This is a genomic window from Neobacillus massiliamazoniensis (genome assembly GCF_001048695.1).
Classification (GTDB): domain Bacteria; phylum Bacillota; class Bacilli; order Bacillales; family Cytobacillaceae; genus Neobacillus; species Neobacillus massiliamazoniensis.
In genome coordinates this window covers 1590561-1603255 of the sequence record NZ_CVRB01000001.1, presented here as the reverse complement: position 1 = coordinate 1603255, position 12695 = coordinate 1590561, and the positions used below count along the sequence as shown (strand labels likewise).

12 protein-coding genes are annotated in these 12695 nt (G+C 40.0%); 4 read left to right on the top strand and 8 right to left on the bottom strand.

Annotation, left to right across the window (positions count from 1 at the left end; genetic code table 11):
• The first annotated feature begins 108 nt into the window (after positions 1–108).
• Entirely contained in the window at positions 109–1434 is a 1326-nt protein-coding gene (locus BN1082_RS07605) for an amino acid permease (protein WP_090632881.1), read from the top strand.
• A gap of 337 nt (positions 1435–1771) precedes the next feature.
• Here the strand turns inward: BN1082_RS07605 and BN1082_RS07600 are convergent, their stop codons facing one another.
• From BN1082_RS07600 to BN1082_RS07585, 4 genes are all read right to left on the bottom strand, one after another.
• Positions 1772–2548, bottom strand: a complete 777-nt coding sequence (locus tag BN1082_RS07600) for an enoyl-CoA hydratase-related protein (protein WP_245640339.1) — start codon at positions 2546–2548, stop codon at positions 1772–1774.
• Between the two features lie 65 nt (positions 2549–2613).
• Positions 2614–3243: a LysE family transporter gene (locus BN1082_RS07595; protein ID WP_090632880.1), complete on the bottom strand. Its 630-nt coding sequence runs from the start codon at positions 3241–3243 to the stop codon at positions 2614–2616.
• Between the two features lie 469 nt (positions 3244–3712).
• Positions 3713–4741: a glycosyltransferase family 2 protein gene (locus BN1082_RS07590; RefSeq protein ID WP_090632878.1), complete on the bottom strand. Its 1029-nt coding sequence runs from the start codon at positions 4739–4741 to the stop codon at positions 3713–3715.
• A gap of 18 nt (positions 4742–4759) precedes the next feature.
• On the bottom strand, positions 4760–6433 hold the full coding sequence (locus BN1082_RS07585) for a DUF6044 family protein (protein ID WP_090632876.1): 1674 nt from the start codon (positions 6431–6433) through the stop codon (positions 4760–4762).
• Between the two features lie 127 nt (positions 6434–6560).
• On the opposite strand from BN1082_RS07585, the gene BN1082_RS07580 reads away from it, so the two are divergent.
• A complete protein-coding gene (locus BN1082_RS07580; protein WP_090632874.1) occupies positions 6561–7544 on the top strand; it encodes a potassium channel family protein in 984 nt (327 codons plus the stop codon).
• A 293-nt stretch (positions 7545–7837) separates the two neighbouring features.
• Here BN1082_RS07580 and BN1082_RS07575 read toward each other — a convergent pair whose 3' ends face one another.
• Positions 7838–9187 (bottom strand): glucose-6-phosphate isomerase, encoded by a 1350-nt coding sequence (locus BN1082_RS07575; protein ID WP_090632873.1) that lies wholly within the window; start codon positions 9185–9187, stop codon positions 7838–7840.
• Between the two features lie 203 nt (positions 9188–9390).
• Positions 9391–10554 (bottom strand): iron-containing alcohol dehydrogenase, encoded by a 1164-nt coding sequence (locus BN1082_RS07570; RefSeq protein WP_090632871.1) that lies wholly within the window; start codon positions 10552–10554, stop codon positions 9391–9393.
• 133 nt (positions 10555–10687) lie between these two features.
• Here BN1082_RS07570 and BN1082_RS07565 point away from each other — a divergent pair, with 133 nt between their 5' ends.
• Entirely contained in the window at positions 10688–10918 is a 231-nt protein-coding gene (locus BN1082_RS07565) for a DUF378 domain-containing protein (RefSeq protein ID WP_090632869.1), read from the top strand.
• A 415-nt stretch (positions 10919–11333) separates the two neighbouring features.
• Here BN1082_RS07565 and yugI read toward each other — a convergent pair whose 3' ends face one another.
• Positions 11334–11735 carry a S1 domain-containing post-transcriptional regulator GSP13 gene (yugI, locus tag BN1082_RS07560; protein WP_090632868.1) on the bottom strand — a complete coding sequence of 134 codons (402 nt, stop codon included), beginning with the start codon at positions 11733–11735 and terminating at the stop codon, positions 11334–11336.
• A gap of 186 nt (positions 11736–11921) precedes the next feature.
• Here yugI and BN1082_RS07555 point away from each other — a divergent pair, with 186 nt between their 5' ends.
• A complete protein-coding gene (locus tag BN1082_RS07555; protein ID WP_090632866.1) occupies positions 11922–12125 on the top strand; it encodes a helix-turn-helix domain-containing protein in 204 nt (67 codons plus the stop codon).
• A 235-nt stretch (positions 12126–12360) separates the two neighbouring features.
• On the opposite strand, the gene BN1082_RS07550 is transcribed toward BN1082_RS07555, so the two are convergent.
• On the bottom strand, positions 12361–12624 hold the full coding sequence (locus BN1082_RS07550) for a DUF1871 family protein (protein ID WP_090632864.1): 264 nt from the start codon (positions 12622–12624) through the stop codon (positions 12361–12363).
• Positions 12625–12695: the final 71 nt, after the last annotated feature.

The window sequence follows — 12695 nt, the reverse complement described above, 5'->3', positions numbered from 1 at the left end:
TAGGAATGCGGAAGCGCCTGTTTAGCGAAGTTCAATGGAATAAATTCTTAATAATCTCAAAAAGGTTGGGGGCATACCTCAACCTTTTTGAACGAAGGAGAAAGTGAAATGAGCAAAGCAGAAGGAATGAAATGGTGGCAGTTATCCTTGTTCGGGGTTGGCTGTACGATTGGAACAGGTTTTTTTCTCGGGTCAAGCTTAGCCATCAATATGGCCGGTCCATCCATTTTAATTGCTTTCGTAATTGCGGCAATTGGAACTTATTTTGTTTTTGACGCTCTTTCTAGGATGACAGCTGCAGACCCACAGCAAGGGGGGTTTCGGACGTATGCTAAAAAAGCATATGGCAGATGGGCAGGCTTCAGCTGTGGCTGGGTTTATTGGTGTTCTGAAGTATTGATCATGGGCAGCCAAATGACAGCATTGTCGATTTTTTCTAGATTTTGGTTTCCGAAGGTTCCGCTGTGGATCTTTGCAACCGCTTATGCCATTCTCGGTCTTGCTGTTATTTTAATTGGGGTTAAAGTATTAAATCGATTGGAAAATATCCTTGCCGTATTAAAAATTTCCGCTATTCTCATGTTTATTATCATCGCACTATTGGCGATTTTCGGTGTTATCGACGGCGACCGCCCGATTCAGTTTCCTGATAACAAAAAAGCTATTTTCCCAGGTGGAGTAAAAGGACTTTGGTCCTCTGTCATTTTTGCATTCTATGCCTTTGGAGGGATTGAGGTTTTAGGACTCATGGCGATGAATTTAACAAATCCAAAGGAAGCTCCAAAAGCTGGGAAAGTGATGCTTTTCACTTTAACAACTATTTATATCCTTTCCATTGGGCTCGCCGTCATTATGGTCGCCTGGAGCTCGTATAATTCAAAAGAGAGCCCGTTTGTCATTGCCCTTAAGGCTTACCATCTTTCCTTTGTTCCGCACTTGTTTAACGGCGCCTTAATTATTGCCGGCTTTTCAACTATGGCGGCCTCCCTTTTTGCTGTGACCAGCATTCTTGTCAATTTAGGAGAAGAAGGGGATGCACCAGCTTTTTTTTCAAAAAAAGGGAGGTTAAAAGTTCCCCTCCCGACCTTGATTCTTACCATTATTGGAATTAGCGCTTCGATTATTATTGCCTTTTTAATGCCTGGAAAAATATATGAATACATCACGACTGCAGCAGGCTTAATGCTTCTTTATAACTGGATTTTTATTCTAGCCTCATCAAGAAAGATTTTAGAGTTAACCTTAAAAGACAAAACCAAATATACTATTGGGACTATTTTAATTTTAATTGCGGTTAGTGGAACCCTGTTCCATCATACAAGCAGACCGGGATTTTTCATCAGTATCTTGTTTGTGGGGCTCATTGGTGTTATTACCTTTATCATGAATTTGAAATGGAATAAAAAGAAAGTTTTAAAACCGTGGCCAACATAGAAAAGCGGAGGGCGCCTGCTTATCGGCGACAGGCACAAGACGAGCCGGCAAGAAGGTGCTTTTTACCTTCTTGTCCGGATTGGCTTGTGACCCGAGCCGATGGCGCCCGGAGCTAGACAAATAGAAAAGCGGAAGCGCCTTGATCAGCCCCGACAGGCATAAGACGCGCCCAAAAAGAAGGCGCTCTTTGCCTTCGTTTTGGGGGTGGCTTATGACCCCGAGGGGCTAGGCGCTCCGCCGAAAAACTCACGTTTTTCGGCGTGCGAGGTATCGCTTCCGAAGCTTATTCTTATGGAGCTAGACAATTCTCGAAGTTAAATTTTACAAAAATAAACAGCTATTCGCCCCGGAAATTCGGTGGACGTTTTTCTTTAAAAGCCTCCAATGCTTCTACCCGATCTTTTGTTGGGATGATGACCTCATACGCCTTTGACTCAATGGCAAGACCTGTGTTGAGATCAACGTTGCTTCCATAATGAATAGCATATTTCGCTTGAATTACAGCTAGCGGGGCGTTCTTAATAATTTCTTCCGCTAACTCGACAGCTGCAGCCAATAACTGTTCACGTTCAACCACTTTATTGACAATTCCTAGGTCATATGCCTGATTAGCATTTATTTTTCTCGCGGTAAATATCAATTCCTTCGCTTTTGAAATTCCAATTAATCTACTTAAGCGCTGGGTGCCTCCAGCTCCAGGAATAATCCCCCAGCTTACTTCCGTTAACGCAACAGTCGCTTCATTAACCGCAATCCGGAAATCGCAAGCTAATGCCAGTTCAAGCCCACCACCAAGTGCATATCCATTAATTGCAGCAATTGTTGGCTGAGGCAGCTCTTCAATTTTGGTAAATACATTGCGAATCATACTGACATTTCTACGTACTTCTTTTTCACTTAGCGTTCGCCGCTCTTTAAGATCCGCACCTGCACTAAACGATTTTTCACCTGCTCCTGTTACGATAACTACTCGTACATCCCTATCCAATTTGATTCCGTCCACTACCTCTTCCAACTGCGTAAGCGCATCCAAATCAAAGCAGTTAAGTTGGTCTGGTCGATTGATGGTTACCGTAGCTATGTGATTTTCGATGGTCAATTTAATTTTTTCCAACTGAATCTCCCTCCAAATATGTAAAAAAATCAGACAACTCACAATAATCTTAATCCTAGAGAATTTTATCTGTCAATGAAAATGTTAACTGCCTGGAAACCAAAGTACATGCCAAATCCAATCAAAGAAAGACCAGATAAAAATGAAATACTAATGAGTAGCCTTGATGTTAAAAACGTCCGAAAGCTGCTAGAAACCCATGCCATCGTAATATCCCAAATCAATAGTCCAATAAAAATCGCACTGCTATATAGGATTAACTGGCTACTTTCATATGTAGACGCTGTCTTAGCAAGGACAGAGCCATATATTCCTAACCAAAATAAAATGGTTAGCGGGTTCGATATCGACATAAGAAAGCCGGAAAAAAATGATTTTATAAGAGGCTCCTGACCACGTTGATATTGTAAATTTATTTTGCCGGAATTGATCATCGTTTCTATTCCGGTGTATAAAAGGACAAAACAGCCAAAACACCATAGGAAAGCTTGCACGATCGGAGCTTCTAATAATTTTACCACCCCGATGTATACAATAAGCATGTAAATTCCATCCGCAATCACTGCACCCACCCCAATGAACCAAGAGTGCATAAAACCGCTTCTGATTCCTCGATCAATTTGGGCAGCATTAATCGGACCAATTGGAGCAGCAAGTGACAGTCCCAACAAAACATAGCTTAAAAACACATTCATCGTAATCTCTCCTTATTAGAAAAGTGTAAGGCGCCCGCTTATCGGCGACAAGCACAAGACGAGCCGGCAGGATGCCAGCACCACTGCATAATCATCTTTGTAGGCATGCGACGAGGTGAACATTAACTTCTCCGATTTTACTTTGCCGCAGGAGCAAGAATCAATTAATATAATTAAAATTAATTGGCTTGAGACCTCGAGCCGATGGCGCCTCCGCCGAAAAACTCACGTTTTTCGGCGTGCGAGGTATCGCTTCCGAAGTTTACTCTTATGAAGTTGGACAATTCTCGAAGTCGAAATTTCTTTCCTGAGTAAAGCCTGTCTCTACTCATTTCTATTCAGATAGGGCAGTTTGTACCACAAAAAAAGAGGATGACCCAAAGGGTCTCCTCTCGCTTAACACTCAATATATAGTCTGTTTTACTATAAATGTGGGTTATAGTGGTCTGACACTTTATTTGGGACATCCTCAATTCATTTCCGTTAATTTTCTAAGTTCAAGCTGAAAAGGCTCCTCCTCTTGAATCAGATGATTCTTTGGTTTCAGCAAATTCAACATATCCATTTCAATAATATATTTAGGCCGTTGTTTAGATTCCTTATAAATTTTCCCAATGTACTCACCTATTAATCCAATGGCAATTAACTGCAGACCGCCAATCAACCAAATTGAGGTAATTAATGACGTCCACCCCATCTCTGTATTCCCAAAAAATTTTAGTGCTAAAAAATAGCCGCCAAACAGAAGACTCATAAAAAAGGAAAAAAATCCAATGATTAAAACAAGGCGAATTGGAGAAACCGAAAAGGAAGTCACTCCATCAAAGGCAAACGCCAGCATTTTCTTTAATGGATATTTTGTTTCACCGGCAGGCCGTTCTTTCCGGTCATAATAAACCATATCTGACCGTAAACCGAGAAGTGGTACAATCCCTCTTAAAAACAAATTTACTTCTTTAAACTGCTCGAGCTCTTGGATTGCCCGTCTACTCATCAAGCGAAAATCAGCATGATTATAAACAAGATCAACGCCCAATTTCTTCATTAGCTTATAGAAACCTTGAGCCGTACAGCGTTTAAAGAACGTGTCGGTCTTCCTACCTTTTCGAACCCCATAAACAATTTCACAGCCTGATCGGAATTTATGGATAAACTCTCGGACTACTTCAATATCGTCCTGCAAATCAGCATCAATGGAGATCACGCAATCAGACATCTCCTTAGCAGTCAATAAACCTGCGAGTAATGCATTTTGATGCCCGACATTTCTAGATAGCTTTAAGCCTCTGACAAATTCACTCTTTAATCCTTCTTTATAAATTAAGTTCCATGTTTGATCCTTACTTCCGTCATCAACAAACAAAATTTTGCTATCCTTCGAAACAAGATTTTCAACAATAAGCTCCTTTACTAGTTGCTGAAGCTTAAAAATCGTTTCCGGTAATACCTCCTGCTCGTTATAACAAGGGACTACTATCGTCAGGACGGGTTCTATCATCATTCATACCTCCACCTACTACATCGTCTTGTATAAATAGATTTTCCATGCTGAAGCTTTCGATACGAACACCTTATCGAGGATTAATTGATTTTGCTCGGCATTCGTGATGGGCAGGGCGGAAAAAATATAACGCCCACCCATTTCCTTAAAAACCTTCGTATTCAATTGCAAATGATCTAATTGCCTTTTTGAATGTTTTTTGAACATTACGTGCTTTCCAAGCTGGGCAGTATACAGATAACATCTCCCGCCCCAGTTGTCAAAATAGTTACGAATCGTTTTATTTCCTACCAATTCCGATTCAATCAACTTTCTAAATTGATGTTTATAGGTTAACGGATAAAAATTGTTATAGGTATCGAGTGTGTAAAACCCATTGTACTGGGATATCGCTGGATGGATTCCAATGCTGGCCACACGATAATCCTCTTGTGGCAAAGCAATATGCTTTTCTATTTTTTTAAATAAATCTTCCGCATAGAATTCTCTAACAGAAGGTTTTTGACGATAAATAACTTCATCATTATATAGCCCTAAAAGAAATATTTGCAGGATTACCAACGATTTCGCTATTTTCACCCAACTTTGTCCTTGAAGCCAAATCACTCTTAATGCAAGTCCGAAACCAGCATAAATCACAAGCGGCCGTAAAAAATGGTAGCGGGCAAAATTAAACGTATTCATAAAATGAAATCGTTCTGTCAGAGGAGCCCATCCTCGATAAAACCAAAAGGCATACCAAAGCGATAGCAACATATTTAACACGAATAAAAAGACAAACAATTTTTCCTGTTTCCACAGCCGTTTGGAATAGACAAAAAACATGGCAATGTAAGTCGCAGGCAGAATAAAGAAAGTGTGAACGGTCATCACATGGTTATGTCCCAGTACATAGTTTTTAATGCTTAGTCTTATAGATCTCCAAAAGGGCAGAGTCGCATGGATAAATTCATCACGACTATTTGGTTCATTTGCAAAAAGAAAGGAATAAACCAGCCGATATTCTACTAGCATGAAAATGGACGACATATAAACAATCGCCAGTAGAAAACGAGGATTCCAGCCCTTTCCTCTTATAACATCACTTAGCCACAGAATTCCCATTGCACTTAAGAAAAAGAAAAAACCAAGGACAATGCTAGCGTATAAAGGCAATAACGTTAAAACGAGGAAATCCTTCCAAGATCCTTCCCCGTTGCGAATGTTTAGAAACGCCCATAAAGCAAGCGGCATCCCTAACGTACTTAACATTCCTGACGGCCAAAATGGTGTCAGCGCAAAAGCAACAGCCGTTCCAATTTGCAAAAATACCCACTGTTCACCGCGAAGAAAGTGCTTTTTTAAAAGTAAATACATCCCGATGAAGGCCATCACTCTTGTCAACGCCTGGCTTAACCCATAAGCGGTCATCGTTGGAAGAAATTTATATAACCAGACAATTACGCTGTATTCTGTCCCAAAGGCATTTCTCGGTAAGCCGTTAATAATTTGAGGGATGATGGCATTTACCGAACCAAACATTTCTCCGCTGCGAGCTAACACCTTATACCACGCCAGGTTGGAGTCCAAATTATCATGCACCCTGATATGGGCATTTTCTTGCAGGATAAAAAGTGGTGAAAGATAGATTGCTATCACTAATAAGGCAAAGAGAATCAGCCTTCGTTCTTTTTTTTCCTCCCTAAACACTTTGCTACACCCCAATAATCATTTTTCTTGGAATTAGTTTCTGCAAACAAATGAAAATTATCCCTTTATTTCCCACATTATGATAATCATTATTTACGCAAATAATATAAGAAATGAGGTGATGGCTGTGACTAATCGAATGTATATTAGTTTTTTACGCTTACCGCTTCTTATCCGCATTCTAGTAATGGCTTTGCTAGTGTTTCTTACCTTCGGAATCTCTATACATTTACTAGAGCCTGAGACCTTCCCATCTATTTTCGATGGCATTTGGTGGGCGATTATTACAGCCTCAACCGTTGGTTATGGCGACTATGTCCCCCAGTCATTGTTTGGAAGATTAACGACTTTGGTTCTTATTTTGCTTGGTGTGGGCTTTGTTTCCTCCTACTTTGGAACATTGGCAGCCGCGGCCGTTACCAAGCAGGATGCCCTTTCAGAAGGGAAAATCCCATATAAAGGGGAAGGGCATGTCATTATTATTGGCTGGAATGAAAGATCAAGGGAGTTAATTCATCGCCTAGCAAGCTCAAAAAATCCACAAAAAATCATCTTAATTGACGAGACACTTCCGAGTAATCCCGTCCCGAAATTTGTCCATTTTATCCAAGGCAAAAGCCATGTTGACGAAACGATATTAAAAAGTGATATTGAAAAAGCGGAGAAGGTTCTGATAACCGCTGACAGGGGAAATGATGAGCTTCAAGCCGATATGAACAGCATTTTAACACTGTTGACCATTAAAGGCTTATGCTCCCAAGTAAAATGTATCGTCGAAATATTAACTGCTGAACAAGTAATGAATGCAATAAGAGCTGGAGCAGATGAGGTCATCCAATCCAATAAAATAACCAGTGTCTTCATGATCAACAGTCTTCATTCTAACGGTGATGGACTATTATCAGATTTTATTCAGTATTTTCAAGAGAGGCGATTATCGTCATATGAAGTGAGTGAAACGGATATTGGTAAAACATATATGGCTGTTTGTCAGGAATTTTTAAATAAGGGCAGTTTATTAATTGGTATCAAGAGAGGGAAAGAAACCTTTTTGAATCCTTCCCACTCTGTTCAAATTGAAAAAAATGATCAGTTATTGATTTTTAAATAAAGGCTGTGTTAAAGGTCATTGTTGATTTTTGAAACTATGTTGATTGGAGCGGAAGGCGCTCGACTCCTCGAAAATGCTATCGCATTTCCTTCGTGCGTGGGCGGATTCAAGGATGTAATTCAATGTCCTGCGGGAGTACGTGCCAGGGGAAACCCCACAGGCGCTTAGGCGCCGAGGAGGCTCCCAGGAACGCCCGCGGAAAGCGAAGCGCCCTGGAGCGTAAATCAACAGGGCAAGTTTAACACAGCCTAAAAAAAAGAGTGCTGACATCAAATAATCAGCACTCTTTCTGCTTATTTTAAACGTTTTTCTAATTCTGCTTTTTTTTCTTCGAAACCTGGTTTGCCTAGTAACGCAAACATATTGACCTTATATGCTTCTACACCCGGCTGATCAAATGGATTCACACCAAGGAGATAACCGCTCATAGCACATGCTTTTTCGAAGAAATAAACAAGATAGCCAAACGTATACTCGTCCTGCTTAGGAATCGACACAATTAAATTAGGAACACTGCCGTCAGTATGGGCTAGCATAGTCCCTTCAAACGCTTTATTATTCACAAAATCAATTGTTTTCCCGACCAGATAATTCAAGCCATCTAAATCGTTTTCTTCTGCTTCAATTTTTAGCTCATGTCGAGGTGTTTCAACCTTTACCACGGTTTCAAACAAATCGCGACGTCCTTCTTGAACGTATTGGCCAAGTGAATGTAAGTCTGTAGAAAAATTAGCAGACGATGGATAAATACCTTTTTGATCTTTACCTTCACTTTCGCCGAATAACTGCTTCCACCACTCTGAAAAATATTGCAGTCCTGGTTCATAATTAATAAGCATTTCAATGGTTTTACCTTTATTGTAGAGGATATTTCTAACGGCTGCATATTGATAGGCTGCGTTATCCTCGAGTTCTGAATGGCTGAAATCAGCCTGTGCCTGAGCCGCACCTTTCATCATCTCTTCAATGTCTGCACCGCTTACCGCAATCGGAAGCAAGCCAACAGCAGTTAAAACAGAGTAGCGGCCGCCAACATCATCTGGAATGACAAAAGTTTCGTAACCTTCCTCATTTGCAAGGGTTTTTAAAGCACCTCTTGCTTTGTCAGTTGTCGCGTAAATCCGTTTTCGCGCTTCCTCCATGCCGTATTTTTCTTCAAGCAGCTTTCGGAAAATGCGGAAAGCAATGGCTGGTTCCGTTGTCGTCCCAGACTTGGAAATGACATTGATTGAGAAATCTTTTCCGTCTAATAGGTCCATCACATCTCGCATATAAGTAGAACTGATATTATTTCCAACAAAGATAATTTGCGGTGTTTGGCGTTTTTCCTTTGGAAGGGCATTGTAAAAGCTATGGCTTAGCATTTCAATCGCTGCCCTTGCTCCTAAATATGAACCGCCAATACCGATAACTAGCAATACATCTGAATCGGATTTAATTTTTTCTGCTGATTTTTGAATCCGGGAAAATTCCTCTTTATCATAATTGGTTGGCAGGTCTATCCACCCTAAAAAGTCGTTGCCGGCCCCCGTTTTCTCATGAATGGAATGGTGGGCTACTTTTACAGCATCACGTAAGTATGTAAGTTCATGTTCACCAAAGAAAGTTAGTGCTTTTGAGTAATCAAAACGAATGGTCGTCATCTATTGATCCTCCAATTAATTTATTTTTCAATTCTCACTTTAACGAATGATGAGCGGATAATCAAGGAGGGTCACTCACTGTAAGCGTATCCATTTTCGGCAATTTTTTTACAAACGAAAGATAGACGGTTAAAGGAACCGGTAAAAGGGGAATTGACACTTTAGGACAATAAAACTCGGACATATATGCCCGAGTTCTACTCTTATAATGATGCGCGATAAATAGATTCGACATCTTTTCGATTAAGTTTTTTAAAGGTGCCAAAATCACCATTTAACATTGCACGGTCTACCATGACATCTAATTTGCTGTCATCAATCTCATAGTCAGCTAAGCGGGCTGGTGCTCCAATGCTGTCCCAGAATTCGCGTAATTTTTGAATACCTTCAAGCCCCGCTTCTTCTGCCGTTTTTCCTTCAGGATCCACATTAAATACTCGAACGGCAAGCTGTTGAAAACGCTCCGGTTTCACCGCTAGATTATGTTTCATCCAATTCGGGAACAAAATAGCAAGCCCACCGCCATGCGGGATGTCATACACAGCTGAAACTGCGTGTTCGAGATCATGGCTTGCCCAGTCTCCTCTATAGCCCATATTTAAAATACCGTTTAATGCCATCGTTCCGCAGTATAGAATGGTAGCCCTGTGCTCATAGTTTTCTAGGTCAGCTAATAATTTAGGGGCTGTTTCCATTACGGTTAAAAGCAATGATTCACACATGCGATCTTGATATTCTGTATGTTCTTCTAAGTGGAAATAATGCTCGAACACATGTGACATCATATCACAAATCCCGTAAATCGTTTGATCTCTCGGAACTGTAAATGTATTAACAGGGTCTAAAATTGAAAATTTCGGGTAGTTAACCGCGCTTCCCCACCCGTATTTTTCGCTTGTTTCCCAATTGGTGATTACGGAACCGGCGTTCATTTCGGAACCTGTTGCTGCCAACGTCAACACTGTACCTAATGGTAAAGCATCCGTTGCAAATGCCTTTTTAATGACGAAATCCCAAGCATCGCCCTCATATTTCGCTCCTGCAGCAATAAGCTTCGTGCAATCAATTACACTGCCGCCACCAACGGCTAAAAGGAATTCAATTCCTTCTTTTTTACAAATTTCAATTCCTTTTCTTGCTGTTGTAATTCTTGGATTTGGTTCTACACCAGGTAATTCGAATACTTCAGCACCTATTTCTGCTAACAGAGCTTTTACCTGGTCATATAGGCCGCTTCGCTTGATACTGCCGCCACCATAGACAAGGAGAATCTTTTTCCCATATTGGGGAATTTCTTTTTTTAATTGTTCTAACTGACCTTTTCCAAAAATTAATTTTGTAGGATTCCAAAATGTAAAGTCTCGCATGTTTAACATCCTCCATTTCAATTGTTATTATTGGTTATTTTTTCGTAAAAAGCAAAAAAAATGAACGCATACTTTCTTACAAGAGGAATCATTCTAATGGTGAAAAACTCTTTCAATTCAAGGAGGAACTAACATGAGTATCATTCAGCGAATTGCTTTAGTATTAACCATTATTGGTGCTATTAATTGGGGATTAATTGGCTTTTTCCGATTTGATTTGGTTGCAAGTATATTCGGAGGAGGTAATACCGCACTTGCAAGAATAATCTATGGTTTAGTAGGTATTGCCGGTCTTATAAATCTCGGTCTTTTGTTTCGACCAAATGAAAGTTTTGAAAGAGAGCCTGAAGTAAAATATGACTAAGCGCCCGATAGCGATATCCACTAGTCTCTAGGTGTTCAATCTAGAAACTCAACTGTTTCGGCATGAAAGGTATCGCTTCAAATGCTTACTCTAAGTAAAAATTAAATGCTTAATTATCTTAATAAAAGGCTGTGTTAAAGGTCATTGTTGATTTTTGGAACTATGTTGATTGGTGCGGAAGGCACGAGACTCCTCGAAAATGCTATCGCATTTCCTTCGTGCGTGGGCGGATTCAAGGATGTAATTCAATGTCCTGCGGGAGTACGGGGCAGGGGAGACCCCACAGGCGCTTAAGCGCCGAGGAGGCTCCCCGGAACGCCCGCGGATGCTCGCTTCTTGAGCGCAAATCAACAGGCAAGTTTAACACAGTCTAATAAAAAAGACCTGGCAGAAAATCGCGCCAGGTCTTTTTCTATTATTTCTTAATTTCTTCATGTTGGGATTGATCGATCCACTCTTGAAGCTTTTCTTTTAGCGTATTAAATCCTTGCATTCCTTCAGCTTCTGTCACAATGGCAGCAGCCTGGCGCTTACGTGGCTTTTTCGCTTTTTCAGCATGCTGCTGAACCGGTGCTTCCTCAGTAGCGCGAATAGAAAGGCCGATTTTTCCAGCCCCTTCATCGACAGATAATACTTTAACCTTTACTTCATCTCCTACTTTAAGATGATCATTAATATCCTTTACATATCCATGTGTTATTTCTGAAATATGGATAAGGCCTTGCGTAGTATCACCAAGAGCAACGAACGCTCCATATGGTTGAATACCCGTTACCTTACCAATTATAATACTACCTACTTCGATTTTTTCTGACATGAAAACACTCCTAAATCCAAATTAGTTTATCTCTTTTATATGCAATTAAATATTATATCACAATTAGTATTGTAATTCAAAAAGCGTTATTGAAAGAAAAAAGTAATATAATGGTCAAAAAATTGGTGAGAAAAATATGATAAAATAATATTGAGGAACTATAATCATTGGAGAGGTGAACAGTACATGAATTCAATTGGTGAAACAATTAGAACAGCTCGAGAAATGCAGCATATTTCACAACAGGAACTGGCACAAAAGGTAAGAGTGGGAACCGAAACAATTGAGAAATATGAAACTGGCGAAAAAATTCCGAGCACCCAGACACTCTTAAAATTGTCTACTGTTCTCGATATCCCTGCTTCTGAGCTATTAAAGTTTCAGCATTAGCATATTAAGCGGTCTTGGAACCGCTTTTTTTCTTGCTTGTATATAAAAAGAAAAAACTGTCAATCATGATCATGTAAAGCTTTCTAGTATTCCCCCCTTTTTGAAGTGGGGATGTCCCGAACAAAGTGTCAGACCCCTCAATCTACAATTTATAGCTGAACTTGCTTAATTAGCGACTATTTATTGAGTGTTAAACGAGAGATCAGACCTGTAGGGACATCCTCTCTTTTTTTGTTTATAAGGAACAGGAGCTATTCTCTTTGATAACCAACAGGTCGTTTGCTGTTTTTAAGCACTTCTCTATTGGGAGCATTTTTCCGAATGAAAACTCATAAATGCTTTGAATTCTTTTCGCTAACCTCGTTGGGTCATCCAATTCATAAACTGCTTGAATCACGTCAGCAATTTCTATATCATAGCTGCCATCTTTCAATTGAAATGGGTCCCATTCATTTAATAAATCTACATATTGTAAGTTTTTTTCAAACTGGTTATTCATATTTGAATCTCCTATTCGGTTTACTTTTCCTGAAAATATTTTAACATAGGTAGTAGATACAGAAAAAGGTG